The organism is Bacillus vallismortis, from assembly GCF_040784915.1.
In the GTDB taxonomy this organism is placed as follows: Bacteria; Bacillota; Bacilli; order Bacillales; family Bacillaceae; genus Bacillus; species Bacillus subtilis_G.
Window position 1 is genome coordinate 3398032 of the sequence record NZ_CP160797.1, and the last position, 25683, is coordinate 3423714.

Annotated in this window: 26 protein-coding genes and 1 riboswitch; of the genes, 9 read left to right on the forward strand and 17 right to left on the reverse strand. The window is 45.1% G+C overall.

Annotation, left to right across the window (positions count from 1 at the left end; all coding sequences use genetic code 11):
* Positions 1–198 precede the first annotated feature (198 nt).
* Positions 199–636 (reverse strand): YusW family protein, encoded by a 438-nt coding sequence (locus tag ABZM97_RS17025; RefSeq protein ID WP_087991089.1) that lies wholly within the window; start codon positions 634–636, stop codon positions 199–201.
* Positions 637–745: 109 nt separating this feature from the next.
* A complete protein-coding gene (locus tag ABZM97_RS17030; RefSeq protein ID WP_087991171.1) occupies positions 746–2542 on the reverse strand; it encodes a M3 family oligoendopeptidase in 1797 nt (598 codons plus the stop codon).
* Between the two features lie 133 nt (positions 2543–2675).
* Between ABZM97_RS17030 and ABZM97_RS17035 the strand changes: the two genes are divergently transcribed.
* The gene (locus ABZM97_RS17035; protein WP_367387500.1) at positions 2676–3530 is read left to right on the forward strand and encodes an oxidoreductase; all 855 of its coding nucleotides are present in this window, start codon (positions 2676–2678) and stop codon (positions 3528–3530) included.
* A gap of 77 nt (positions 3531–3607) precedes the next feature.
* On the forward strand, positions 3608–4069 hold the full coding sequence (mrgA, locus tag ABZM97_RS17040) for a metalloregulation DNA-binding stress protein MgrA (protein ID WP_087991091.1): 462 nt from the start codon (positions 3608–3610) through the stop codon (positions 4067–4069).
* 41 nt (positions 4070–4110) lie between these two features.
* Here the strand turns inward: mrgA and htrB are convergent, their stop codons facing one another.
* A complete protein-coding gene (htrB, locus tag ABZM97_RS17045) occupies positions 4111–5487 on the reverse strand; it encodes a serine protease Do-like protein HtrB (protein ID WP_087991092.1) in 1377 nt (458 codons plus the stop codon).
* Between the two features lie 275 nt (positions 5488–5762).
* Between htrB and cssR the strand changes: the two genes are divergently transcribed.
* Together cssR and cssS are read left to right on the forward strand one after the other, a co-directional pair.
* The gene (gene cssR, locus ABZM97_RS17050; RefSeq protein WP_367387006.1) at positions 5763–6440 is read left to right on the forward strand and encodes a secretion stress-responsive two-component system response regulator CssR; all 678 of its coding nucleotides are present in this window, start codon (positions 5763–5765) and stop codon (positions 6438–6440) included.
* Positions 6437–7792, forward strand: coding sequence for a secretion stress-responsive two-component system sensor histidine kinase CssS (gene cssS, locus ABZM97_RS17055; RefSeq protein ID WP_202328059.1), 1356 nt, complete (start codon positions 6437–6439; stop codon positions 7790–7792). The genes cssR and cssS overlap by 4 nt, the downstream gene beginning before the upstream one ends.
* Before the next feature lie 29 nt (positions 7793–7821).
* Here the strand turns inward: cssS and spxO are convergent, their stop codons facing one another.
* Positions 7822–7986: an anti-adapter protein SpxO gene (spxO, locus tag ABZM97_RS17060; RefSeq protein WP_087991095.1), complete on the reverse strand. Its 165-nt coding sequence runs from the start codon at positions 7984–7986 to the stop codon at positions 7822–7824.
* A 168-nt stretch (positions 7987–8154) separates the two neighbouring features.
* Between spxO and ABZM97_RS17065 the strand changes: the two genes are divergently transcribed.
* A complete protein-coding gene (locus ABZM97_RS17065; RefSeq protein ID WP_087991096.1) occupies positions 8155–9030 on the forward strand; it encodes a TetR/AcrR family transcriptional regulator in 876 nt (291 codons plus the stop codon).
* A gap of 40 nt (positions 9031–9070) precedes the next feature.
* Here ABZM97_RS17065 and fumC read toward each other — a convergent pair whose 3' ends face one another.
* Both fumC and ABZM97_RS17075 read right to left on the reverse strand, forming a co-directional pair.
* Entirely contained in the window at positions 9071–10459 is a 1389-nt protein-coding gene (fumC, locus tag ABZM97_RS17070) for a class II fumarate hydratase (RefSeq protein ID WP_087991097.1), read from the reverse strand.
* A gap of 66 nt (positions 10460–10525) precedes the next feature.
* Positions 10526–10711 (reverse strand): YvzF family protein, encoded by a 186-nt coding sequence (locus ABZM97_RS17075; RefSeq protein ID WP_087991098.1) that lies wholly within the window; start codon positions 10709–10711, stop codon positions 10526–10528.
* A gap of 117 nt (positions 10712–10828) precedes the next feature.
* On the opposite strand from ABZM97_RS17075, the gene ABZM97_RS17080 reads away from it, so the two are divergent.
* Genes ABZM97_RS17080 through ABZM97_RS17090 form a run of 3 tightly spaced genes read left to right on the forward strand, consistent with a single transcriptional unit; the run spans position 10829 to position 14455 of the window.
* A complete protein-coding gene (locus ABZM97_RS17080; RefSeq protein WP_087991099.1) occupies positions 10829–12277 on the forward strand; it encodes a spore germination protein in 1449 nt (482 codons plus the stop codon).
* Positions 12246–13343, forward strand: coding sequence for a spore germination protein (locus ABZM97_RS17085; protein ID WP_202328057.1), 1098 nt, complete (start codon positions 12246–12248; stop codon positions 13341–13343). Before ABZM97_RS17080 ends, ABZM97_RS17085 begins: the two co-directional genes overlap by 32 nt.
* The gene (locus ABZM97_RS17090; RefSeq protein WP_333516431.1) at positions 13340–14455 is read left to right on the forward strand and encodes a Ger(x)C family spore germination protein; all 1116 of its coding nucleotides are present in this window, start codon (positions 13340–13342) and stop codon (positions 14453–14455) included. Before ABZM97_RS17085 ends, ABZM97_RS17090 begins: the two co-directional genes overlap by 4 nt.
* Positions 14456–14463: 8 nt before the next feature.
* Here the strand turns inward: ABZM97_RS17090 and liaR are convergent, their stop codons facing one another.
* The 11 genes from liaR to ABZM97_RS17145 form a co-directional block, all read right to left on the reverse strand.
* Positions 14464–15099, reverse strand: coding sequence for a two-component system response regulator LiaR (gene liaR, locus ABZM97_RS17095; RefSeq protein ID WP_202328055.1), 636 nt, complete (start codon positions 15097–15099; stop codon positions 14464–14466).
* On the reverse strand, positions 15077–16159 hold the full coding sequence (gene liaS, locus ABZM97_RS17100) for a two-component system sensor histidine kinase LiaS (protein ID WP_202328054.1): 1083 nt from the start codon (positions 16157–16159) through the stop codon (positions 15077–15079). Before liaS ends, liaR begins: the two co-directional genes overlap by 23 nt.
* On the reverse strand, positions 16156–16881 hold the full coding sequence (liaF, locus tag ABZM97_RS17105) for a LiaRS two-component regulatory system accessory protein LiaF (RefSeq protein ID WP_087991104.1): 726 nt from the start codon (positions 16879–16881) through the stop codon (positions 16156–16158). The genes liaS and liaF overlap by 4 nt, the downstream gene beginning before the upstream one ends.
* 33 nt (positions 16882–16914) lie before the next feature.
* A complete protein-coding gene (locus ABZM97_RS17110; protein ID WP_087991105.1) occupies positions 16915–17787 on the reverse strand; it encodes a DUF4097 domain-containing protein in 873 nt (290 codons plus the stop codon).
* A gap of 99 nt (positions 17788–17886) precedes the next feature.
* Complete coding sequence (gene liaH / locus ABZM97_RS17115; protein ID WP_087991106.1) at positions 17887–18567, reverse strand: stress responsive protein LiaH; 681 nt, start codon at positions 18565–18567, stop codon at positions 17887–17889.
* Between the two features lie 26 nt (positions 18568–18593).
* Positions 18594–18974, reverse strand: coding sequence for a cell envelope stress-induced membrane anchor protein LiaI (gene liaI / locus ABZM97_RS17120; protein ID WP_202328051.1), 381 nt, complete (start codon positions 18972–18974; stop codon positions 18594–18596).
* Between the two features lie 161 nt (positions 18975–19135).
* Positions 19136–20404 (reverse strand): MFS transporter, encoded by a 1269-nt coding sequence (locus ABZM97_RS17125; protein WP_202328050.1) that lies wholly within the window; start codon positions 20402–20404, stop codon positions 19136–19138.
* Positions 20405–20579: 175 nt separating this feature from the next.
* Complete coding sequence (locus tag ABZM97_RS17130; RefSeq protein ID WP_367387007.1) at positions 20580–21161, reverse strand: cob(I)yrinic acid a,c-diamide adenosyltransferase; 582 nt, start codon at positions 21159–21161, stop codon at positions 20580–20582.
* 22 nt (positions 21162–21183) lie between these two features.
* Positions 21184–22512, reverse strand: coding sequence for a heme ABC transporter ATP-binding protein (locus tag ABZM97_RS17135; RefSeq protein ID WP_367387501.1), 1329 nt, complete (start codon positions 22510–22512; stop codon positions 21184–21186).
* Positions 22512–23573 (reverse strand): FecCD family ABC transporter permease, encoded by a 1062-nt coding sequence (locus ABZM97_RS17140; RefSeq protein WP_367387008.1) that lies wholly within the window; start codon positions 23571–23573, stop codon positions 22512–22514. Before ABZM97_RS17140 ends, ABZM97_RS17135 begins: the two co-directional genes overlap by 1 nt.
* On the reverse strand, positions 23536–24480 hold the full coding sequence (locus ABZM97_RS17145; protein WP_087991111.1) for an ABC transporter substrate-binding protein: 945 nt from the start codon (positions 24478–24480) through the stop codon (positions 23536–23538). Before ABZM97_RS17145 ends, ABZM97_RS17140 begins: the two co-directional genes overlap by 38 nt.
* 104 nt (positions 24481–24584) lie before the next feature.
* A riboswitch (cobalamin riboswitch) is annotated at positions 24585–24725 on the reverse strand.
* 152 nt (positions 24726–24877) lie between these two features.
* On the opposite strand from ABZM97_RS17145, the gene ABZM97_RS17150 reads away from it, so the two are divergent.
* A complete protein-coding gene (locus ABZM97_RS17150; protein ID WP_087991112.1) occupies positions 24878–25669 on the forward strand; it encodes an SDR family NAD(P)-dependent oxidoreductase in 792 nt (263 codons plus the stop codon).
* Positions 25670–25683 lie beyond the last annotated feature (14 nt).

The following is a 25683-nucleotide window of genomic DNA, read 5'->3' on the forward strand; positions in this document are numbered from 1 at the left end:
CTTTTTAGCAGCACTATGTATTGCACGTTTTCTATATACATGCGTGTTAAGTCAATTGTCATCAATGCAAGTGATTCGATATTCAGCCATTTGATATGCTCATATATCCCTCATTGTAGCAGAAAACAATGACTTTGAAAATCATTTTCAATTAGTTTTTTGGACATAATTGGGGGTTATGGGTTTTTTATCACAGGATTATTTCTTAATTTCTCTTATTGAGCCATTCTTCAGCTTTAGTTTTAAGTCGATATGGTCATAATGGCTGTCCAAATTAAACGCTGCCAGCACACTGTGTATCACTTCTGATTCAGCCATATGATCTGTCACGGAAAGCTCGCTCAGGATCATTTTCATCTCGTCCAATGCTTCTTCCCCCTCCTGGTTTACGCCAGAGAGCTTATCCTGTATTTCCGCTATTTCACGAGTTTCATTTTTTGAATATACACCTTCATAACGATCATGCTCTCCATCCCCGTAACTCACCCGAAGCGAAAAATCGCTGTAAGGAACAGACTTCAGTTGGGTGACGGCTGTATTTTCTCCTTTTGCCTGCTGCTGGTCTTCATTGAGACGGCAGCCCGCAATCAGAACCACTGCGAGGCAAATAGCCCCGGCTGCTCTGATTAAATGCATATGTTTCCCCCCCTGTAGGATCCCATTTGTTTTAGGTATGTCCCGAGAATGAAATCCTCATTCAGAGAAGAATTGAAAAAGCCGAGGCGTATGACGCCACGGCTTTTCTTTAAGATTCAGTCATTTGCAAAAAGATTTCCGCGTCCCGCACAGCCAGCTTGATGGCATTCTCCCAAAAATCGCGCTTCGTAATGTCAGCGCCCAAATGCTTCATCGCCAAATCCTCCACGGTCATAGAAGCCGTATCTCGCAATAGCGCGATATACTTCTCTTCGAACACGTTTTTTTCTTCAAGCGCCAGCGCATAAATGCCGAGAGAAAACAGATAACCGAACGTATAAGGGAAATTGTAAAACGGCACCCTCGTGATATGAAAGTGGAGCTTCGACGCCCAAAAGAGCGGATGATACTCTCCTAACGCATTGCAGAATGCCTCTTTTTGCGCCTCCTCCATCAGCTCATTCAGACGGTCTGCCGGTACTGCTCCCCGCTTTCGTTCTTCGTGAAACCTCGTTTCGAATAGGAATCTGGCATGGATATTCATGAAGAAAGCAACGCTTCTTTGCACTTTATCCTCGAGAAGGACAAGCTTTTCTTCCTTCGTCTCCGCCTGCTGAACAGTCGCGTCTGCCACAATCATCTCGGCAAACGTTGAAGCCGTTTCCGCTACGTTCATCGCGTAGGATCGGTTTAACGGCCTGACGTTGAGCATCGCTTCCTGATGGAACGCGTGCCCGAGCTCATGGGCAAGCGTTGATACATTTGAGGCGCTTCCCGAAAACGTCATGAAAATCCGCGATTCCCCGCTGTCCGGAAAGCTCGTGCAAAAGCCGCCGACTCTTTTTCCGCTTCTGTCTTCCGCTTCTATCCAGCGGTCCCGAAACGCTTTTTCTGTGAAAGCGGACAGTTTTTTGCCAAACGTGGAAAATTGGCTGACAATGACATTTGCGGCTTCATCATATGAATAAACCTTTCCATCAGATCCGATTGGGGCCTCAACATCGTACCAGCTGAGCTTTTCAAGGCCGAGCATGGATGCTTTGCGGTTCAAAAACTGAACGAACGGCTGCTTGTTTTCAGTGATGACCTGCCACATCGTATCCAGTGTTTCTTTTTTCATCCTGTTGATTTGCAGCGGCTCCTTCAGGACATCCTCCCAGCCGCGCGCATGATAGGTTTCAAGCCGGAATCCCGCCAAATGATTCAGCGTGCTGCTAAAAATATCCTGCTTACTTTTCCACGCTTGATGCAAACGTTCATATACTGTTTTTCTGACAGCACGGTCTTGATGAGCCAGCATATTTTCAGCCTGACCGACAGACAATGGCTTGTTCCCGCCATTTTCCTCATACGGGATCGTCATTTTCCCGACAACCATATTGTATAAGTCACTCCAAGCGTGATATCCGTCCACCGCAAGGTTTCCAATCAGTTTTTCTTTACCGGGGCCGAGCTTTTCGGCAACCCTCTGTCTTCTTTCATTTAATATGTACGATACATCGCATAATCCGGGTTTTGTTAACAATTCATTCCACACGTCTTGTTCAATGTCCACAAGCTTATGATCTAATGTGACGAGAGAGGACTGAAAATCTGCAGAAAGCTGATGCATCAGCGATTTATACTCATTAGCCTTGTGATCACTGATATTTTGAGCCTGAAGACAAGCGACAAAAGCGCCGGCCTGCTGAAGCTTGACGGATACCTGTTCGAATACATCTAGTATTGCCGTCAGCGCTTCAGCCTCTTCAGACGATTCGGGCACCTGGAACGCATCAGTCATGTCTTGAAATGCACGCAGGCTTTGTGACAGTTTTTCGATATATCCCTTGAATTCTTCTGACTGGCTCCCGCCCTTAAAAAATGAATCAAGATCCCATCTTTGGTCTACCCCTTGCAGCGCCATAACATAAAACCCCTTTCCTTCTTTCGTTTTATTATAGAATAATTCTGATTTATTGTATAAAAATTCTTTTATAAGCGTCATTTTCCGTTCATGATTGTACAATAGCTGTAGCAGTTACATGAGGAGGTTTATGATGAATAAAAAAATCGCAATCGTAACAGGAGCGTCAAAAGGCTTTGGCCAGCTGGCAGCCGTAAAGCTCGCCAAGTCATTTTTCGTGATTGCCACAACAAGACAGCCTGAGAAAGCAGAAGAGCTTCGGGAATTGGCCGCAGCACACAATGTGGCTGATTCTATTCATATTACCGCTCTCGATGTCACAGATGAGCAATCCATCGCCTCATTTGGAAAAGCCGTTAGCGCTTACGCTCCCATTGATCTTCTCGTCAACAACGCAGGAACGGCTTACGGGGGATTTGTCGAGGATGTCCCGATGGAACATTTCAAACAACAATTTGAAACGAATGTCTTCGGAGTAATTCATGTGACAAAAACCGTTCTGCCTTACATAAGAAAGCATAGCGGAGCAAAGATTATAAACATGAGCAGCATCAGCGGTCTGACCGGATTCCCCGCGCTGTCGCCTTATGTCTCTTCCAAGCATGCATTGGAGGGTTTTTCTGAGAGCCTGCGTGCGGAGCTGCTTCCGTTCGGTATCCAAACCGTATTGGTCGAGCCTGGCTCATACAAGACATCGATCTGGTCAACCTCATTATCACATTATATGTCGGTGCCTGCTGACGATTCAGCCTATCATCAATACTACAAAAAAATCCTTTCCTACGTTGAAAAAAACGCAGATGAAAGCGGAGATCCTCAAGAGGTTGCCGACCTCATATATCAATTGGCAACAAAACAGCATCTAAAGAAATTACGATACCCGATCGGAAAAGGCATCAAGCTCACCTTGTTATTCCGATCGCTTTTTCCTTGGTCTGCATGGGAGTCTATCCTAAAGAAAAAACTATTCAGCTCATCTAAATTATAATTATTATAATTTAGTATTGATTTTTAATTAATATGTTGTATAATTAAATTAACAGATCACAAGGAGGACGTTATCTTATGAAAACTGAAAACGCAAAAACAAATCAAACATTAGTTGAGAATTCAATGAACACACAATTATCAAACTGGTTTCTTTTATACTCTAAGCTCCACCGTTTCCATTGGTATGTGAAAGGGCCGCATTTCTTTACATTACATGAAAAATTTGAAGAACTGTATGACCATGCGGCGGAAACACTCGATACCATTGCTGAACGCCTGCTGGCGATCGGCGGCCAGCCTGTTGCCACATTGAAAGAGTACACTGAGCATGCGTCTATCACAGACGGCGGGAACGAAACATCAGCGTCAGACATGGTACAAGCCTTGGTAAAAGACTACAAACAAATCAGCAGCGAATCTAAATTCGTGATCGGCCTGGCTGAAGAGAATCAAGACAATGCCACAGCGGACTTATTTGTCGGATTAATTGATGAAGTTGAAAAACAAGTGTGGATGCTTTCCGCTTACTTAGGATAAAAAAAGCTGAACCCTTTTCGGGTTCAGCTTTTTGATTATTCCTAGCTTGAGCTGCTTTCTGTCTGCTTGGTCAGTGTCACGTTCAAGGTTTTCGTTTTTCCGTTTCGCAGCACTTGAATTGTCGTTTTATCTCCGACTTTCAAGTCTTTGTAAAGGATCTGACGGATATCCGCGCTGCTTTCCACGTCTTTACCGTTTAGTTTGACAATGACATCCTCAGATTTAATACCTGCTTTTGCCGCTGGTGAATTTGCCTGAACTTCTTTTACATAAACACCTTTGCCCAATTGATCTCCAAACAGGCCGAGCGTATTTTCCTGATACGTTTCCGGTACTTGTGACATGTCAATCATTTGCACGCCTAAAAACGGACGATCTACCTTTCCATTTTCCAGCAGACTGTCAACAATCGGCTCGACATCATTGCTCGGGATCGCAAATCCAAGTGACTCTACGCCGCTTTCGCTCACCTTCAAACTGTTGATGCCAATGACCTGGCCGCTTGCATTGATTAATGGGCCTCCGCTGTTCCCCGGATTGATCGCTGCGTCAGTTTGCAGCACGTTCATTTCCACCGTGCCTTGTGTGGTATCCACATCAATCGTCCGGTTCAATCCGCTGATGATGCCTTGTGTCACCGTACCGGAAAACTGCTGTCCGAGCGGATTTCCGATGGCGATTACTTTTTCTCCCGTACGAAGCTGTGAAGAGTCACCGAAGCTCGCCACTTTTTTGATGTTTTTGCCGCTGATTTCCAGAACAGCCAAATCAGTAATGGCGTCGCTGCCGACAAGCTTGGCAGTCTCTGTTTCTCCGTTGTATAACGTGACAGTCAGCTTATTCGCGCCTTCAACGACATGGTTATTTGTAATGATATACGCTTTATTGCTGTCTTTTTTGAAAATAACACCTGACCCGGTTCCGCTTTCACTTTCTGAGCTGGAACCGCCTCCCGTGCCGAAAGTGTTATTTTGCGAGGTTTGGATATTTGAGATTCCGACAATCGTCGGCTCTAAATCCTCTACCATATCCGCGACGTTTGAAGCGTTCGTGATTGGTGTCGTTGTAAAATTATCTGACTGCACCTGTTTATTGGCGGAAGCGGTCTCGGTCGTCTGATCTTGATCCGACGGCAGATAAGGCGCGATCCCGAGCATCAGGCCCCCGCCGATAATCCCGCCTAAAATCGGGCTCAGCCATGCGGCTCTTCGTTTCTTTTCTTTTTTCACAGCCGTTTCTGTCTTTTCCATTTCTAAAGCGGAAGCCGTTTCTTGCCGTCCCGCTTCATACGGAACAGGCGCGTCAAGCAATTCCTGTTCAGGATGGTTAATCTGCTGCCGGTTTTCTGTATCCTGATGTTCTGTATGTGAAGATTCTGTTTGATGTTGATCGTTTTGGTCATCACGTCGATAATCCATGTTCTTACACTCCTTTAACGGTTTTTCATTTATCGTTACATATTCATCGCATGTACAAGTTCAATTGTCCCAATGATGAGGAGAAAAGCAAAGCACCAAAATAGAATATGTTTGATCATCCTGCATCTTCCTCGCTCTTTTTCTTCCTTTCTTCCCTTATACATATCATAAACAAACATTGTGGGATAAAAATGAAAAGAATATGTGAAATTATGAAAATCGCCTGCCGTATGTTAAAACTAGTTTATAATGACGTTGAAAGGATGTGAAGAGCCTTGTCATACACCATTTATCTAGTTGAAGATGAGGATAACCTCAATGAACTGCTGACGAAGTATTTAGAGAATGAGGGCTGGAACATTACATCTTTTACGAAAGGTGAAGACGCCAGAAAGAAAATGACGCCGTCTCCCCATCTGTGGATTCTCGATATCATGCTGCCGGATACCGACGGCTATACATTAATAAAAGAAATCAAAGCGAAAGACCCTGACGTGCCTGTTATTTTTATTTCCGCCCGAGATGCAGATATTGACAGAGTGCTTGGCTTAGAGCTTGGCAGCAACGACTATATTTCAAAGCCATTCCTGCCGCGGGAGCTGATTATACGTGTACAAAAGCTGCTGGAGCTCGTTTATAAGGACGCTCCGCCTGTACAAAAACATGAAATCGCCGTCTCCTCGTATCGGGTCTCAGAAGACGCCCGTGAGGTTTATGATGAAAACGGAAATATCATCAATTTGACGGCGAAGGAATTTGATCTGCTGCTGTTATTTATCCATCATAAAGGACACCCATACTCTCGTGAGGATATTCTCGTTAAAGTATGGGGATATGACTACTTTGGAACAGACCGGGTCGTTGATGACCTCGTCCGGAGACTGCGTAAAAAGATGCCTGAATTGAAGGTGGAGACGATTTACGGGTTCGGCTACAGGATGATGACATCATGAAAAACAAGCCGCTCTCGTTTCAAATATGGGTTGTCATATCCGGCATCCTGTTAGCGATATCCATTTTGCTGCTTGTTTTATTTTCAAACACGCTGCGCGATTTCTTCACCAATGAAACGTATACGACGATTGAAAATGAGCAGCATGTTCTGACGGAGTACCGCCTTCCTGGTTCAATTGAAAGGCGCTATTACAGCGAGGAAGCCACGGCGCCGACAACCGTCCGCTCCGTACAGCACGTGCTTTTGCCTGAAAATGAAAAATCTTCTTCAGACAAGGATTTAAGCATTCTGTCGTCTTCGTTTATCCATAAGGTGTACAAGCTGGCCGATAAACAGAAGGACGAAAAGAAACGGTACAGCGCAGACGTCAATGGAGAGAAAGTATTTTTTGTCATCAAAAAGGGGCTTTCCGTCAATGGACAATCAGCTATGATGCTCTCTTACGCGCTTGATTCTTATCGGGACGATTTGGCCTATACCCTATTCAAACAGCTTCTGTTTATTATAGCTGTTGTCATTTTATTAAGCTGGATTCCGGCCATTTGGCTTGCGAAGTATTTATCAAGGCCTCTCGTGTCATTTGAAAAGCACGTCAAACGGATTTCCGAACAGGATTGGGATGACCCAGTGAAAGTGGATCGGAAAGATGAGATCGGCAAATTGGGCCATACCATTGAAGAGATGCGCCAAAAGCTTGTGCAAAAGGACGAAACAGAAAGAACCCTATTGCAAAATATCTCTCACGATTTAAAGACGCCGGTTATGGTCATCAGAGGCTATACGCAATCGATTAAAGATGGGATTTTTCCTAAAGGAGACCTTGAAAATACAGTAGATGTCATTGAAGGCGAAGCCCTTAAGCTGGAGAAAAAAATAAAGGATTTATTATATTTAACGAAGCTGGATTATTTAGCGAAGCAAAAAGTGCAATACGATATGTTCAGTATCGTGGAAGTGACAGAAGAAGTCATTGAAAGACTCAAGTGGGCGCGAAAAGAATTATCGTGGGAAATTAATGTAGCGGAAGACATTCTGATGCCGGGCGATCCGGAGCAATGGAATAAACTTCTCGAGAATATTCTGGAAAATCAAATCCGTTATGCTTCGGCAAAAATAGAAATCAGCATGAAACAAGATGATCGGAATATCGTGATCACCATTAAAAATGACGGTCCGCATATTGAAGATGAGATGCTCTCCAGCCTCTATGAGCCTTTTAATAAGGGGAAGAAAGGCGAATTCGGCATTGGTCTCAGCATCGTAAAACGAATTTTAACTCTTCATCAGGCGTCTATCTCAATTGAAAATGACAAAACGGGTGTAACATACCGAATAGCAGTGCCTAAATAGACTGTAAATGTTTTTTGCAGTCTATTTTTTCATGTGAAAGAATAGCCGTTAAAATCTCTGTACTTTGTTTTGAGCGGCTGTTTACATTGATGAACCCATTTTTTCTCTGACAAAGTTTGCTTTGGATATTTGACTTTTTCCACTTTAATTCCTCTGTTTCGCAAGCGGCTGATCATTTCGTCCAATTCTCTCATTTTAGATTCACCCTTTCGCTTGAGCTTTGACCGTTTGGTCATCTCAATTTATAATATAAATAATACATGATAAAAAAACAAGTTACAATAAGGTTAATTTTATAACAGAAGATGTGACTATATGGTCATATCCTATGCAAGCCTCCGGGCTCCGAAAGGGTGGAACCATTGAAGGAAAAAGAAAAGCTGATTATTGAAACAGCCTTAAAACTATTTGCCCAAAAAGGATACAACTCAACATCAGTTCAGGAAATCGCAAAAGCTTGCAAAATATCTAAAGGCGCTTTTTATATTTATTTTCCTTCGAAAGAAGCGCTTCTTCTGTCTATGCTGAATTACTATTACGATAAAACGTTTACCCGAATTTTAAATATACAAACGAAGGGTGACAGCCCCAGAACAGCTTACCGCAAACAGCTGACCGTGCTCTATGAAAACATCCTTGAACACAAGGATTTTATCGGCATGCAGATGAAGGAGGGTTCTCTGCCTTACACAGCAGAAGTGGAGCAATGCGCAAAAAAAGTCCGCCAGTCCTCACTTCAATTTCATATCGACAGCCTGCTGAACATTTACGGAAAAAAGGCAGAACCGTATACTGCAGAGCTTTGTTTCTTAATAGAGGGCATCAGCCAGATTTATCTGGAATGCATGATCCTGCTCGGCCACACTGTGAAGCCTGACCAATTAGCTGATATCATGATGAATAGAATTGATGATATGGTACAAGGCATGTCTGAACGAAACGATAAGCCTTTCGTCACATTGGAAGAGGCAAGCTCTTTATTTGGGCCTCTTACGCACGGACGGCCTGACCCGCTGACTGAATCGATTGTGAAAAGCCTTCGTGACAAAATTAACAGCTTAAACACAAACTCCTCTCTTGAATTATCGGAGAGCTTGGACATACTTGAAGCAGAAATGAAGAAAAAAACACCGAAGCTGGTGATCATAAAAGGGATGATCCATAATCTGACGGAGTCTGAAACCCTCGCCAAAGATGCGGAGCAGCTTAAATATCTATTAAAACAGCAGTATATTTAGAAGAACGGCTGCTTAAACAGCAGCCGTTTTTTTCTTTCTATTACGCCTTTGGTTTTACCATATCTTCCGGCTTAACCATTTCGTTAAATTGCTCCTCTGTCAGCAATTCAAGCTTCAAAGCCGCTTCTTTCAGCGTCAATCCCTCTTTATGGGCGAGCTTGGCGATTTTCGCCGCGTTTTCATATCCGATATGCGGATTCAGCGCCGTAACGAGCATTAATGAATTTGACAGGTTTTCCTGAATGGTTTCTTTGTCAGGCTCAATACCGACAGCACATTTATCATGGAAGGAATTCATGCCGTCACTCAGCAGCTGCACAGACTGCAGGAAGTTGTAAATAATCACAGGCTTAAACACGTTCAGTTCAAAGTTCCCCTGACTCGCCGCAAAGCCGATTGTCGCATCGTTCCCCATGATTTGCGCTGCGATCATTGTCAATGCTTCACTTTGTGTCGGGTTGACTTTACCAGGCATAATGGAGCTGCCCGGTTCATTTTCAGGGATGACAATCTCCCCGATGCCGCAGCGAGGTCCGCTCGCAAGCCATCTGACATCGTTCGCGATTTTCATTAAGTCAGCCGCAAGCGCTTTTAATGCGCCATGTGCATAAGTGATTTCGTCATGGCTTGTCAGCGCGTGGAATTTATTCGGCGAGCTGGTGAACGTTTGGCCGGTCAGTTTTGTGATCTCTTCTGAGACAAGCTCTCCAAACTCTGGGTGAGCGTTGATTCCCGTTCCGACAGCCGTTCCCCCGATTGCCAGCGCACGCATTTTTTCTGTCGCTTCCAACATCATTTCCTTCGAACGATCCAGCATGTAAACCCATCCGCTGATTTCCTGTCCGAGCGTCAGAGGCGTAGCATCCTGAAGGTGCGTGCGCCCGATTTTGACAATATCGTTGTATGCTTTCGCTTTTTCATTCAATGTATTGCGAAGCTGGTCAAGCGCAGGCACAAGCTGCTCGTAAACAGCCAAAACAGCGGCCACATGCATCGCTGTCGGGAATGTGTCGTTGGAGCTTTGGCTGCGGTTCACATCATCATTTGGATGAATCGTTTGATCTGAATTCTTTTCTTTTAATAGAGCAGTCGCACGGTTGGCTACCACTTCATTCATGTTCATATTGCTTTGTGTGCCGCTTCCTGTCTGCCATACGACAAGCGGGAAGTTGTCATCATATTTGCCTTTGAGCACATCATCACAAACCGCTGCAATCGCTTCCGCTTTTTCCGCATCCAGATTGCCGAGGCGTTTATTCGCGAGCGCTGTGCTTCGTTTTAATATTGCAAACGCCTTCACAACACGCATCGGCATTTTTTCAAAACCGATCTTGAAGTTCTCCTTGCTTCGCTGTGTTTGGGCACCCCAGAATTTATCAGCAGGAACTTTTACTTCTCCCATGGTGTCTCGTTCAATTCTGTATTCCATTTATGTATCCCTCCATAACGGTTGCTTCAATAGATGATAATTCGCCAGTGACACAAAAAATCCTTTTTATTTTTCGATCTTGGCTGATTTTAATTTTAATTCAAGATATACACGGGAATCCTTTGAATATTTGTACTTTGGATTCGTCCTGCCGTACTCCTTTGATGTATAGGAGACATCATAATTCTTTTCAAAAGATTTGATGAGCTGTTCGATTTCTTCTTGTTTTCCTGCGAGTCTTACCTGCGCCACTTCGTATCCTCCGCTTTCATAAAAAAACTTCTTCCATGAAATACTGTAACACAGTATATCATTTATTTAACAGGAAAAGATAACCTCTACTAAGGTTTTGGACAAGAGGTGACCTCGTTGGAACAAACAGAGTTTAAGGAATATATACACGATAATTTAGCATTGGTGCTTCCTAAATTAAAAGAAAACGATGATCTCGTAAAAAACAAAAAAATGCTCTCCAACGGGCTTGTTTTTTACTATCTCTATTTTAGTGAACTGAATGATCAGCAGCAGGTTTCAGAATCGATGCAAACCTTAATCAAAGATGAAGAGACCCTCACGCTTGATCAGGTCAAAAAACGTCTTGACCAACTTGACGCAAGACCGGTTAAAACCGCGGAAAAAACGGTCAAGTCTATTCTTAGCGGCAATTGTGCTGTATTTATTAACGGATTGGATCATGTCTATATTCTATCTACAGGAAAGAAAAAAACAAGAAGCCTGGCAGAGCCGACAACTGAAAAAGTGGTTCGCGGACCAAAAGTTGCGTTTGTGGAAGATCTCAATACAAATCTCGCTTTGATCAGACAAAGAACCTCTCATCCGAAATTAACCACTAAAAAAATCATGATCGGCAAAAACGAGATGAAGCCTGCGGCCATTATGTACATTGAAGGCAGAGCAAAAAAGTCCGTCATCAAAGAAGTAAAAGCGCGGCTTAAAAATGTCCAGCTGGAGGATATCCAGGACAGCGGAACGCTTGAGGAGATCATAGAAGATAATAAATATTCGCCGTTTCCGCAGATTCAAAATACGGAAAGACCTGACAAGGTATCGTCTGCCCTATATAACGGCCGGGTGGCCATTTTGGTCGACAGTTCACCATTTGTGCTGCTGGTCCCGGTTTCTCTCGGTGTACTGATGCAATCTCCGGATGACTACTATGAGCGTTGGATCTCAGCATCTCTTATCCGATTGCTGCGTTTCGCTTCTATCTTCATCACCTTGTTTTTGTCATCGATTTATATCGCACTCGTGTCCTTCCACCAAGGGCTGCTGCCGACAGCGCTTGCTGTCACGATTTCGGCAAACAGGGAGAACGTGCCGTTTCCGCCGATATTCGAAGCCCTGCTGATGGAAGTGACGATCGAGCTTCTGAGAGAAGCCGGGCTGCGCCTCCCGAATCCGCTTGGCCAAACGATCGGTCTTGTCGGGGGTGTTGTCATCGGACAGGCGGCTGTAGAGGCGAATCTCGTCAGTTCGATTATGGTCATCGTTGTCAGCGTCATTGCCCTTTCATCATTTACCGTTCCCCAATACGGAATGGGGCTTTCTTTCCGGGTGCTGCGTTTTATTTCGATGTTTTCCGCCGCTATGCTCGGGCTGTACGGGATTATTTTATTTATGCTTGTGATTTATACGCACCTAACGAGACAAACGAGCTTTGGATCTCCGTATTTTTCTCCAAACGGATTCTTCAGTTTGAAAAATACGGATGATTCCATTATCCGTCTCCCAATTAAAAACAAACCAAAAGAGGCGAATAATCCAAATGAGCCAAAAACAGACTCCACTGAAACTTAATACTTTCCAGGGAATTTCAATTATAGCGAATACGATGCTCGGGGCCGGTCTTTTAACATTGCCGCGAGCGCTGACCACTAAGGCGAATACTCCTGACGGCTGGATCGTGCTGATATTAGAAGGTGCCTTTTTTATCTTTTTTATTTATTTAAATACGCTCATTCAAAAAAAACATCATTACCCTTCTCTGTTTGAGTATTTACGGGAAGGATTTGGGAAATGGATTGGCAGCATCATCGGCCTTTTGATTTGCTGTTATTTTATTGGCGTGGCCAGCTTTGAAGCCCGGGCAATGGCCGAAATCGTTAAATTTTTCTTGTTAGAGAGAACGCCGATTCAAATTATTATTATTACGTTTATCTGCTGCGGGGTTTATTTAATGATCGGCGGCCTGAGTGATGTATCACGGCTGTTTCCGTTTTATTTAATGGTTACGATCATTATTTTGCTGATTGTATTCGGTATCAGCTTTAAAATTTTTGATATCAATAATTTGCGTCCTGTACTAGGCGAGGGCTTCGCTCCGATAGCCAATTCACTTACTATCGTTTCCATCTCCTTTTTAGGGGTGGAAATTATGCTTTTTCTTCCTGAGCATATGAAGAAAAGGAAATATACATTCAGATACGCGACGATTGGATTTCTCATTCCGATTACTTTATATATCATTACGTACATCATTGTTGTCGGAGCTTTGACTGTGCCTGAGGTTAAAACGTTAATCTGGCCCACCATTTCTCTCTTTCAGTCCTTTGAGCTAAAAGGCATATTCATCGAACGGTTTGAATCATTTTTACTGATCGTTTGGATCATTCAATTTTTCGCAACCTTCGTCATTTACGGTTATTTCGCTGCAAGCGGGTTAAAAAAGACGTTTGGCTTATCTATCAAAAAAGGATTGATTCTTGTCGGTGCGGTTACCTATTATTTTTCCCTGTGGCCGCGCGACACCAATCAGGTCATGATGTATAGCGATTACCTCGGATACACTTTCGTCTTTCTGTTTTTACTGCCCTTTATACTGTTTTTGATCGTTGCGCTCAAAAGGAGGCTAACAGAAAAATGATAAAAAGCGTTCTAATTGTTTTCGTGTGCACCCTTCTGCTTACCGGCTGCTGGGACAGCAGGAACATTGAGGAATTGAGCCTTATCGTCGGTGAAGGTCTGGACAAACCGAAAGATAAGAATTTGGAGCTGACACAGCAAATTCTTGTTCCTAAAAAAATCAGCACGAAAGAAGGCTCATCCTCAGATCCGACTAAACTCGTATCAACAAAGGGGGAAACCGTTCATCAAATACTGAGGACTTCCGCATTGAAAAACTACCCTACTTTTTCTCAGCATTTGCGTGTTATTCTGCTGTCAAAAGAGTTGCTTGACGGTCATACAGGAATGGACGCGCTCATTAATCAATTTGTCAGAGATAATGGTACAAGAAGGAGCTCGTATATGTTTGTCGCTGACGGCAAAACGAAAGATCTGCTGAAGATGACTGATGAGGGAAATCCAGCATCCAATGTCATTTATGAGCTGACAGAGAATAACAGTGTGACGATCAGAATGATGGATCCCGTTACATTAGGAGAGGTCTCAGCACACTTGACCTCTGACGATACTTTTGCTATTCCTCATGTCGGCAAAGAAAACGGCAAACTTGCGATTACCGGGGCATCCATCATCAAAGATCGATTATGGCATGCGGACCTAACACCGGGCCAGGTGCAAAACATGAACTTATTTACCGGTACAGTCAAAGGCGGTGTCATCGACTTGAAGCATGACGGCTACTTTTTTTCTTACGAGGTCTATTCAAGCAATCGAAAGATCAAGACAGCGTACAAAGATGGAACGTTCAAATTCACTGTCACCCGCAACATCGAAGGCCGGCTGTCTGAAGATTGGAACCCGAAAGAAGATTCATTTAAGGATTCATATATTAAAGAAATTGAAAACATCCTCGCTAAAAGGTTACACAAAACAGTCACGGGATTTGTAAACACACTCCAAAAGGATATAAAAGCCGATCCTACCGACTTAGGAAACGAAGTCAGAATCCATTATCCGCACAAGTGGAAAAAGATTTCAACCAAATGGGATGACTATTTTGCAAAGGCTGAAATCGAGTACAAGGTCAATGTGGTGATCAGAGACTTCGGGACAAAAGGAGCGAGCAAATAACAAATGACCTATTTTACGAGGTGATGACGATGCGCGTAAACGGCCGCTTGCGTCCTGTCGCTGACATCGAGCTTTGATAACATATTGGTGATATGGGTTTTGACTGTTTTAATGGTGATAAACAGTTCCTCGCCAATTTCTTTGTTTGTTTTTCCTTCTGCGACCAGGCAGAGAATTTCAAGCTCCCGTTTTGTCAGTGATTCATGCGGGAGCGCGTGTTCACCTGAGTGGCGCAGCCGGGATAATACTTTCCCCGCCACTTTTGATTCCAGCATCGGCTCTCCCTTGTTTGCGGCGCGGATGGCATCGGCGATTTCCGCCGCTTTTGAGGTTTTCAATAGATAGCTGAGCGCGCCCGCTTCAATGACCGGGTACACTTTGTCATCATCAATGAAGCTCGTGAGCACAATAATTTTCGGATCTGGGAGCTCCCGGCAAATTCGCTTTGTGGCTTCAATGCCATCCATGCCCTCCATGACAAGATCCATTAAAATGACATCTGGCGACAGTTCAGCAGCAAGCCGCACGCCTTCGCTGCCATCAGCCGCTTCGCCGATGACTTCAATATCGGGCTGCGCCTCCAAAAAAGCCGCGAGCCCCATTCTGACCATTTCATGATCATCAATCAATAATACTCGAATCACGTTCGTTCTCTCCTTTTTCTTCCGGGAAAATCGGAACCTTCACTTCGATTTGTGTGCCTTTTCCTTCGACTGAGATCACTTCGGCGACCCCGCCGATTTCACTTGCACGTTCTTTCATAGAGTTTAAGCCGTATGAGGATGCTTTCACCTGATTCATTTTAAAGCCTTGTCCATTATCAATGACCTTGAGCCGGAGCTGATTGTTCTTTAAGCCGAGAATCACGGAAACTTTTGAGGCTTTTGAATGCCTAAATACATTTGAAAGAGCCTCCTGCACGATTCTGAACAAATGGTCTTCAACACCCTTGGATATCGGGGTGTCCTGAATATCCCACTCAATATCAAGCGTCTGTTTCTTCCGGAACTCGTCCAAAAGCTCCGTAAGCCCCTCCTTCAGCCCTTTCCCTTCTAAGGTAACAGGCCTTAAATGGAGCAGCAGGGCCCTCATTTCATTTTGGGCTTCCCCCGCCATATGCTCGACCATTTTGATCCGCTTGACTGTTTTACCGTCAGCATCTTTGACGTGTTCCAACACAGCCGATGTCATCATCGATATGGCAAAAAGCTGCTGGCTGACTGCGTCATGAAGATCTCTTGCCAATCGCTGTCGTTCTTCTGAGATGACTGACTTCTTCATTTGCGCCTGCCATTCCGCACGTTCATTGGAAAGTTTCTGCAAGGAAGCGACTTGAAGCTCCACGCGCTTCGCCATTTCATTCAGCTGATCGGCGGCCAGGCCGATTTCATCATCTCCCAGCGGCGGTATTCGATAAGCGAAATTGCCGTTTTCAAAGGTTAAAATCGATTCGACCAAGGTATCAACCCTTGTCTTCATCCGGTTGCCGTACATATACCCTGAGGCAAAGCCAACCGTCACACTGATCAGCAGCAATATCAGGATAAACGGAATTCCAAACCAGCTTGACGACAGTAAAACAAGCGGATCGAGCCGATAATAAACCATCATAAAGGAGATCATGCAGGCAAAAAGGAACAGACTGATACCCGTAGTCATACGGATGGCACGCCACTGGAGACTGGCAAGCAGTTTTTTTCTCATACGTACTTCACATCCACATCACCGATAAATAAGGAAACGGACACTTTGATCCGGCGCTTTGACTCGCTGAAATCGGATGATGCGGCATATACCTTCGTGCTTAATCCGCTTTTTTTCGAGCCGATCAGATTGATATCACCGATAAAAACGGCCGAGCTGACAGCCACTTCAAGGTCTGATGGCACATAAATATCAACGTTTCCAATGACTCCGCTAATGACAATTGTACTTTCTCCCTCGGGAATCATCGCTTTAGACAAATCGATTTTAATATCACCGATAAAACCAGAGATATTGAGATCATTCAGGTCAAACGGCTGCTTCATCATTTGCAGCTCTCCGATAAAAAAGCTGCGCATATCGGGATGTTTATCATCTTTTGCCGGCTTATGCCGTTCTTTTTTATTGAGATCGACCCGTTTCTCATTCGGTTCAAATATCGGTTTTCCTTTGACAAGCCTGTACCCGGCGTAAATCAGAAATGCGGCAAACGCATAACCGAATAAATTAAAGGTGATGCTGAAGAGGTTTTTCAAAAATAAAAACGCGGCAAAGATGTACATGACGGAGCCGAGCCAATCACGGGAATATTTTTTCAAAAAATAGCCGGCAATCAGAAAAAAGAGCGGCCAAAACAGCAGATCGCCTATTCCGATAATTTGTAAAAACATACTGATGCCGAATAAAGCAATGATCAATCCGAGAAGCTGTTTTTTTGTCATTCCTGGTGTCCGCCTCCTTTCTTCTGCCTGGTGCTACCGTATCACTAGATCCCCGCTGTCCGTTTTGATATCAATTGGATGCCGGCCGCTTCCTTGCGAGCCTGTAATGTGATGATGATCTTTATGTGCTGTATCAGCAAATGAATACGGCGAACTGACGCTCCCGCTCGCTGATTTAGCCTTGACTGTAAAGCTGCCGTTTTCGGGAAGGCTCAGATCAGCATCACCGCTTGTCAGCGTGACAGATACAGGACCTGATACCTTTTTCAGTGCGGCATCTAAGTTTCCTGAAGTCAGCTTCACATCAAGAGAGCCTGATACATCAGCCAGATTCGCGTCTCCTGAAGCTAAATCAATGTCGGCTGTTTTGGAGACCGTATTGGAAATGGTGACATCGCCGGACGATCCATTTACTTTCATGTCTTGAAGGCGGACATCCGTCACTCTCATATCTCCGCTCGCAGATGCTGCGTTCAGCTCAATAAGCGCAAGACGCTGATTCCCGTCCACAGATATGTCCCCGCTTGAGGTCCGCACCGTCAGATCACCTTTATAATCATATGGAATCCGGACGACAAGGAAAGAACGGTTAAACCCATTCAAAAATTGAAATTCTTTTTCCTTTGCGGTCAGCTCCAGTTTCCTTTTGCTTTCAGTGACAAATAACTTTCCCGATTTTCCTGAGATACCTGCCGATATGTCATTTCGTTCTTCCGCTATGATCCGGACATTCTTGTGATCCGACTCAATGACCACGCTGTCGATATCCCCCGGCGATGCGCTGGCTGAATCGGCTTCAGTGCCGCTTACGAACCCCAAGCCCGCAGCAAACACGTCTTTTACCACGACGCCGAAAAATATAAGAATACCAGCCATGATCAACAGTTTGCCCAGCACTTTTTTCATTCGATTTCATCCTTCTCATTCATTCTATTATAAAAGAAAAGCCTGTGAATTGTACATGCGGAAGGGAAGGACTTGTCCGCAAATCCTTCCCGGTCACGCTTATTCATTTGCTGCTTGTGATGTCTGGTCTTGTTTTTGCAGCGAGAGCGCCCGCATGTTTTCAATCTCCGCTTCCACATCATCAGCGAATTCTTTTCGTGTGAGTTCTGTGCCGGCTTCTGCTGACTTTGAATAATTCGCGCGGATTTCCATTTCCTCAATACGATTTTCAATGCGTAAAAATTCACGATACGCGCTTTCGCTGTCAATCTTGTCAAATGTCGTATTCATATGCTCTTTTGCTTTCGCGGCATTGGCTCGGGCAATCAGCGCTTGTTTTTTATCCTTTACGTCCTGAAGCTTTGTTTCAAGTGCAGCCAGCTGTTCTTTCAGATCCGTCAGCTGACTGTTGGCTTGTTCATAGGACACTTTATGCTCAGCCGCCTTCCCTTCTAAATATTTCATTTCAGTCAGTGCCTTTTTCGCAAGTTCTTCTTCACCTGCGTCAAATGCGAGCTGTGCCTGATTTTTGCGTTTTCCAGCCACCTCAGCTGCTTCTTCATATTTTTTCTTAAATTGATAGGCAATCGTGTGCTGTTTTACAATTGTTTGTTTTGCTTTTGCGATGTCACTTTCCATATCACGGACATATTGATTGAGCATCACCTTTGGGTTCTCCATTTTATCAAGACCTTCATGAACTGACGCAACAAACATGTCTCTGATTCTTTTTAATACCATACCTGATTCCTCCTCATATGCTGATATTATTTTTTCTTCAAAAATTCTTCCCATTCGTCATCAAAGTGAGATTGATAGGCAGCCGAAGCCGGTTCCGGATCAAAAGATGATACACCGTTATCAGCTGATCCGTTTTTCATCAGCTTCCAGCCGTAATACACCATAGCTGCCGCCAGCGCCAGTCCGACGACAAACGGAAGTGAGCAGATGAGCATGATCGCTCCGATACCGCCTACGATCATTCCTGTGATGGTTTTTCCTGCAGCAAACCTTTTGATTCCCGCGTATGTCATCAAGCTCCCGATGGCGAGCGGGATAATAAAGCCGAAGCTTCCTCCTCCAAAAAAGACGGAGATCCCAAATACAATTAATAAGAATCCGCCTATTGTTCTCTTGTTTATCTTCATGCAGATCCTCCTTTCGTTTTCCTTGTCTTCATCTTAAACAAATTAGCATTTGCGCAAAACGAATCAGAGATTGATTTTGATATAAGACCGGAGTCGTATCTCGTGCCAGACCTATGGACACAAAAAAACGCCATGCACGAGGCATGGCGTTTCAAAACCCTTTACAGATGAACACTTGCTTCCCTTTCTTTGACCAGGTCGGCCTGTTCTGCTTTGGCCAGCTTTGTAAAAAGCAAAATGCCGATACCCGCGATAATTTCAACAACCCCTCCAACAGCGATTACAGGTCCTGAACCAAAGGCGTTTGCAGCATACCCGCAAATGACAGCTCCGGCAGGTATGGAAATATTTGAGATCATATGTATAACGGCGTAGACCTGCGGCTGATCCTCACTATCCACAGATGTCTGGATAATCGTGTACTCAGGAACATTTACAGCACTGACTGCGGCGCCAAAGGTAAACGCAGCGAGAAAGACGAGCGGCAAAAAGGTATTCATCCCGGTAATAAAGAAAGCAAATCCTTCAATAATGCCGGCAGTTACGAATAGCAGACCGTACCTGTTTACTTTGACTTTCGCCAGCACAAATCCCAATAAAAACGCGCCTGCGGCGGTAGTGGCCTTTAAAAGCGAGTAAACGATCGGCTGACCGTTTAAATCTTCCGCAACGTAAACGGCTGAGAGCGCTTCCCAAGGGGCAGCCGCGAAATTCATAAAGATACAGTAAATGGCGAGCGGATATAAAATCTGATGTTTTCTGACGAGTGTAAACCCGCGTTTCAGCCTGCCCATATATGTGCCTCTCTGCGTAACGGCAGCAGACTCTGATTGAGATTCAACCGCAGTGTATTTAATGAAAAGGACGAGAAAGCCAGAAACCAAATAGAGAACAAGTGCGATAAGCATTGTATAAGAAGGGCTGATAAATGTAAGAAAAGCGCCGCATAACGTAACAGCACCGAGCCGGACAATTTGAGCCGAGGACTGCAGCACAGCGTTTGCTTTTTGAATGCCCTGTTCATTTACAATTTGGGGAATTAAAGCTATGGAGGCGGGATTGTAGGCAGCCCCTGTAGCAGAATGCACAATCATAAGCGACATGACAAACCACAGCGGAGAAAAGCCCGCAAAATGACAAAGAGGAATAATCAAGACAACCACTGCCCTAGTCAGGTCTGAAAAGTACATCCAAAATTTCAGCGTGTTCTGCTTCATGAAAGGGCCCGTCACAGGCGCCAGCACAGCTTCCGGCAAAAAAGTGACAGCAATCAATAATGCAGTGCCGATCGCGCCTTTGCCGTCATAAATTAAAAACCATAATATCGAATTAAATGCGAACATATCGCCGGATATCTTGACTATTCTTGAGAAAAAAAGATAATTAAAATTTCTCTTCCAGATGCTATCACTTTCAATTAAATTCACCATCTATCAGAGCCCCCTACTGCCTATTTTTTACATCTATTTGTTTCAATATCTCACTTTTCCATTTTTCAGTCAATAATTCATAAGGTTCATTTTTTGTCGTAAAATGGGTAATTGACAGAATGAAAAACAAAAAAGCCGGCATGTATGGAAACACGCCGGCTTTCGTTTTCTCTTTTTATGATTCGCTGCTGTTTCGGTCCCGAAATACAATAGCACTTCTTTCATATTCTACATCGGCAATGCCGCTTCTCACATTCACTACACGGGCGGCGGCAAAGAAATAATCGGACAGCCGATTCAGATAACGCAGCACTGTTTCATGAATCTGCTCTGATTTCATCAGTGATACCACTCGGCGTTCCGCCCGCCTTGTAATGGTGCGCGCCGCATGGAGAAGCGAAGCGCCCTTCGATCCGCCCGGAAGAATAAATTTCTTCAATTCTGGCGCTTCTGCTGTATAGGCATCAATGCGCGTTTCTAAAAAGGAAACGGATTCTTCATTTAGTGTATAGTCTTTTCTTTTTGTGACGATTGCCAAATCGCCTCCGCAGTCAAACAGCTCATGCTGGATGGTGAGCAGCTCGGCTGTCATATCTTCAAAGCCGGGCTGCCCGGAAAGCTCTGCCAAAGCAAGCCCAACAAAGCTGTTCAGTTCGTCAATCGTGCCGTAGCTTTCGACGCGAAGGCTGTCCTTGTCCGTTCTGCCTCCAACTAGGCTCGTTTGTCCTTTATCGCCTGTTTTTGTATATAGTTTCATGCAATATGTCTCCTTTACAGACTTATTCAAACAGCTCTGCCGCTTCTTTTACACATTCAGCTGTTCCGATCTGTATCAATTGGTCGAGCCGCTTATCTATGTTTTCAGATTGACGAGCTTGTGTCGCAGCGATGAGAATATCCCCCTCTGCCCGTCTGTCCCCTAACACTTTCACCCGTTCTGCTTCGGCAGCCATAAGAGCTTTGACAAAGAATTGATCTGCCGCATAGCCGTTGATCAAAATCCATATCGAAAAGCCGGACATGACGCATATCGTAATGGAAAGTTCTCCATCTTCATACGTTCGATACACGAAACGGCCAAGCCTTCCCGAAGAAGCCATCGCACAAGTTTCCGCCAGCTGAAAACCGTTTTCTGCTAGGTAGGCCGTAAGCCCTTCTATAGGGTCTGTCTGAACCGGCAGCAGTTTATGGATCAGCGTCCTGCTCCATGAAAACCCTGCACCGACAGGCGCGGAAGACAGGGTACGAAGCGGAATTTCTGTCTGCAGAAAAATGTCATCGCACCCCGCTTGGAGCAAAGCTTCAAATGGGATAGGTTTATGCTTCACGCTGTTTTGTTCAGGCTGAATCGCAATCATCGGTTTAGATGAGCTGTGATGGACCAATGTGGTGACATCTGTATTGTACACGGCCTTTATGTGATGTTCTGTGACAGCATATTCCGGTTTTTGCTTAGGTATGGCTGTACCGTTTTTCATAAACAAGAGCTCATCACAGTACAGGCTCGCGGTGTTCAGATCATGAAAAACGCTGACAGCCGCCAATCCATTTTCTCTTGTCAGGCGTTTGATGAGATCAAGCAGGTCTTTTTGGTAAGCCAGGTCGAGAAAATTTGTCGGCTCGTCCAGAAATAAAATGCGCGGCTGCTGCGCCAAAGCTTGGGCCAAATACACCCGCTGCTGTTCCCCTCCGCTTAGTTCTCGGATCGATTTTTGCGCAAAAGCGGCCACTCCTGTTTGCTCCATTGCTTCCTGTACAATGGCTTCATCCTTGTCAGTCTGCTGTCTGAACAGCCCTGTTTGAAATGGATATCTGCCGAAGGCTACAGTTTCTTTGACGGTAAAGGTAAAGGCTTGATCCGTTTTTTGCGGCAGGACGGCCATCATTTGCGCTAGTTCCTTCGGTTTATAGTCAGCCAGCGGTTTGCCAGCCAGATAAACGCTGCCCTCCTTGGCCCGCAGCGTACCTGTCAGCAAGTTCAAAAGCGTGGTTTTTCCGCTTCCATTAGGGCCGAGAATACCGAGAAATTCACCCTTCTCCACTGTTAAGCTGACATTGTCGATCAGCCGGGTGTCTCCATATCCCCCCGACAGCCCTTCTGCTTTTATCATAAGCTCCTCCCCCCGCGGTGCTGCCGAATTAAAATAAGGGCGAAAACAGGCGCCCCCGCCAAGGACGTAATGATTCCAATCGGCAGTTCAACCGGCTCGATGATCGTTCTGGAAAGCAGGTCGCCCAAAACGAGAAAACCTGCTCCGAGCAAGGCGGACAGCGGCAGTAAATGCCGATGGTCCGTGCCCCACAAAAGCCTTGTGATATGCGGAATGACAAGACCGACAAAGCCGATCGTGCCGGATACAGCCACAGCGCTTCCCGTCAAAAATGAGCCCGCTATTAAAATCAACATTTTCCTCCGCTGAACGCTGACCCCGAGAAGCTTTGCTTTGTCTTCTCCATATGTCATCACATTCAGCTCTCTTCCGTTAATGATCAGTAAAATGGTTCCCAAAAGAAAAAACGGGAGGAACAGAACAACATAGCCCCAGCCTCTCATCGAGACGCTGCCTAGCAGCCAATGCACAATCGGCAGCAGGTTGTCTCCTGTCAGGGCAATGATAAGAGAAATAAACGCGCCTAAAAATGAGTTGATGATGACACCGGTCAAAATGAGGGTGGAGACAGACATCGAAGCATGAACAAGGCGGCTGAAGGAAAGAACCGCCGCAATCGTGGCAAGTGCCGCGGCCACACTCACAACCGGGAGTGTAAACCCTCCGATGACAGGAAGCTGCAGGCCGAAGAACAGGGTCACAACCGCTCCGACTGAAGCGCCGGATGAAACACCGAGCGTGTAGGGATCAGCAAGCGGATTTTTCAATAGCCCCTGAAAAGCAGCCCCCGCGATAGAAAGAGCCGCCCCCACAAGGGCGGCCAGCACAACTCTCGGCAGTCTGATATTCATCATAATATTTGTGTACATCGGGTCATCAGGGCCGATAGAGCCGCCGAAGCCTTCATGCCAGAAGACACGAAGGATAGCGGGAATAGGAATTTGCAGGCTGCCGCAAGAAATTCCCAAGATGATGCTCACGGCTAAAAATGAAAAACCGATGACATATGCGGCAAAACGATTATTCCTTAAACGTATCCGGATAAATGCTTTCCGCAAGTTCTTCGACCCCTTCGATCAGACGGGGACCGGAACGTGTCACGAGATCAGGATCCACATCATACACGCGATGATGTTTCACAGCATTGATTTCGCTCCAGCCAGCGCGTTTTTCCACTGCTTTCGCTTTCACTCCGTCTGTTGTAACGATAGCATCAGGATTGAGTTTTACGATCGCCTCGTCTGTCATTTGCACCCAGCCTGTTTGGTCCGCTGCTGCGTTTTTAGCATGGATGACATTGAGCATTTCATTCATAAACGTGTCTTTTCCGGTTGTGTAAATGTCGGGAGCAGGAGAAACCTCGATAAATACGCTTTTCTCCTCGTCTTTTGAAATGGTTTTCGCTTTTTCTTGAATATCCTGCAAATCTGATTTCATGCTTTTCACGAGCTGGTCAGCTTTTTTCTCTGTCCCGGCAGCTTCTCCGATCATTTCAATTGATTTGTAGACCTCGGAAAATGATTGCGCATCATTGACAGTCAGCACGGTTATGCCCGCGTCCTTCAGCTGTTTAATGGCATCCGCTGACGCTGACATGGAAGACTCATGGGCAAGAACGAGATCTGGCTTTAGAGAAATGACTTTCTCAACGTTCACATTCATATCTCCGACCTTCTCAACCTTTTTGACTTCCTTTGGATATGTATCGTTTGTGGTGACACCGACCACTTTTTCACCAAGACCGAGAGCGTATGTGATTTCTGTGTTGCTCGGCATTAATGAAACAATCGTTTCCGGCTCCTTTTTGATGGTCACATCTTGCTTTGACGCATCATCAATGGTGACAGGAAACGCTTCCGTCTTTTGTTTTGCCTTGGAATCCTTCTGATCTGCCGTATTGCCGCAGCCTGCTATCATAACGGCAGCCAGCAGAAGCGCAGTCCATATTCCGGCTAGTTTTTTCATCATCTTTCCTCCTAAGTGAACTAAAAAAAGCATCTCTACGATGGTAAAGATGCTGTAAACAACACAAAAAAGCCTATTGTTTACACATCATCTGTCCTCGCAGATTTCGTGCTGATCAAACAGGCAGGTATCCTGGCTCTTGGCGCTATGGCCAATTACAGTGGCGGGACCGCACCGGCTTTTACCGGTTTCCCTATTAAGCCGGCTGTTGTTCACGGACCGGCACCTATTTGACATTCGTATCCTTTTTTCGGAGTAATTATACTATATGACTGATAGGCTTGTATATGTGTCCTGAATGACTTTTCCCCGCTATGTGTATGGGAGCAAAATCCTCGTAAACACTAAATTTGTTCTTGTATACTTTATACCATCATCAATGAAAAGGAATGATCTTATGGATTTACAGCTAAAAGACAAACTTGTCATCATCACCGGCTCGACTTCCGGCATCGGGAAAGCCGCGGCAAAAAGCTTTCTGCAAGAGGGTGCGGCAGTCATTGTCAACGGACGCAAACAGGAGACTGTCAATCGCACGGTTGAAGAGCTTTCTGGCTACGGAACGGTGCATGGCGCGGCTGCTGATTTGTCAAAAACAGATGAAGCAGCGGCTTTTATTGAAAAAGTAAATGAAATCGGTGATGTCGATATCCTTGTCAACAACCTTGGTTTCTTCGAGGTAAAAGACTTTGCGGATGTGACAGATGAAGAGTGGAATCAATATTTTGAAGTGAACGTGATGAGCGCGGTTCGGACAAGCCGCCACTTCCTTCCAAAAATGCTTGCCAAAAACAGCGGCCGCATTTTAAATATCGCAAGTGAAGCAGGCATCAAACCGCTTCCAACGATGATTCCGTACTCAATGACAAAAACGGCGCTGATCAGCCTTTCAAGAGGAATGGCTGAAATGACCAAAGGCACGAATGTGACGGTCAACTCAGTGCTTCCGGGACCTACTTGGACAGAGGGCGTAGCATCCTACATGGAGGGCGCCGCACAGGCAGCCGGCCAGGATACAGATACATTCATCAAAGACTATTTCAAAGTCAATGAGCCGACTTCTCTTATTCAGCGATACGCGACAGCAGAAGAAGTCGCCAACACGATCGTATTTCTTGCATCTGGCGCCGCATCCGCCATTAACGGTACGGCACAGCGTGTAGAAGGCGGCATTATCCGTTCTCTCTAATATGCAAAAAACGC

What these genes read in the sequence shown, in the direction of transcription:
- liaI (WP_202328051.1), bottom strand. Translation starts at nt 18,974, where the DNA reads ATGAAGATAAACAAGAGAACAATAGGCGGATTCTTATTAATTGTATTT.
- ABZM97_RS17145 (WP_087991111.1), bottom strand. Translation starts at nt 24,480, where the DNA reads ATGAAAAAACTAGCCGGAATATGGACTGCGCTTCTGCTGGCTGCCGTT.
- ABZM97_RS17025 (WP_087991089.1), bottom strand. Translation starts at nt 636, where the DNA reads ATGCATTTAATCAGAGCAGCCGGGGCTATTTGCCTCGCAGTGGTTCTG.
- liaS (WP_202328054.1), bottom strand. Translation starts at nt 16,159, where the DNA reads ATGAGAAAAAAACTGCTTGCCAGTCTCCAGTGGCGTGCCATCCGTATG.
- spxO (WP_087991095.1), bottom strand. Translation starts at nt 7,986, where the DNA reads ATGAGAGAATTGGACGAAATGATCAGCCGCTTGCGAAACAGAGGAATT.
- ABZM97_RS17125 (WP_202328050.1), bottom strand. Translation starts at nt 20,404, where the DNA reads ATGGTGAATTTAATTGAAAGTGATAGCATCTGGAAGAGAAATTTTAAT.
- ABZM97_RS17090 (WP_333516431.1), top strand. Translation starts at nt 13,340, where the DNA reads ATGATAAAAAGCGTTCTAATTGTTTTCGTGTGCACCCTTCTGCTTACC.
- liaF (WP_087991104.1), bottom strand. Translation starts at nt 16,881, where the DNA reads ATGACAAAAAAACAGCTTCTCGGATTGATCATTGCTTTATTCGGCATC.
- ABZM97_RS17110 (WP_087991105.1), bottom strand. Translation starts at nt 17,787, where the DNA reads ATGAAAAAAGTGCTGGGCAAACTGTTGATCATGGCTGGTATTCTTATA.
- ABZM97_RS17130 (WP_367387007.1), bottom strand. Translation starts at nt 21,161, where the DNA reads ATGAAACTATATACAAAAACAGGCGATAAAGGACAAACGAGCCTAGTT.
- htrB (WP_087991092.1), bottom strand. Translation starts at nt 5,487, where the DNA reads ATGGATTATCGACGTGATGACCAAAACGATCAACATCAAACAGAATCT.
- fumC (WP_087991097.1), bottom strand. Translation starts at nt 10,459, where the DNA reads ATGGAATACAGAATTGAACGAGACACCATGGGAGAAGTAAAAGTTCCT.
- ABZM97_RS17035 (WP_367387500.1), top strand. Translation starts at nt 2,676, where the DNA reads ATGAATAAAAAAATCGCAATCGTAACAGGAGCGTCAAAAGGCTTTGGC.
- cssS (WP_202328059.1), top strand. Translation starts at nt 6,437, where the DNA reads ATGAAAAACAAGCCGCTCTCGTTTCAAATATGGGTTGTCATATCCGGC.
- liaH (WP_087991106.1), bottom strand. Translation starts at nt 18,567, where the DNA reads ATGGTATTAAAAAGAATCAGAGACATGTTTGTTGCGTCAGTTCATGAA.
- mrgA (WP_087991091.1), top strand. Translation starts at nt 3,608, where the DNA reads ATGAAAACTGAAAACGCAAAAACAAATCAAACATTAGTTGAGAATTCA.
- ABZM97_RS17030 (WP_087991171.1), bottom strand. Translation starts at nt 2,542, where the DNA reads ATGGCGCTGCAAGGGGTAGACCAAAGATGGGATCTTGATTCATTTTTT.
- ABZM97_RS17085 (WP_202328057.1), top strand. Translation starts at nt 12,246, where the DNA reads ATGAGCCAAAAACAGACTCCACTGAAACTTAATACTTTCCAGGGAATT.
- ABZM97_RS17150 (WP_087991112.1), top strand. Translation starts at nt 24,878, where the DNA reads ATGGATTTACAGCTAAAAGACAAACTTGTCATCATCACCGGCTCGACT.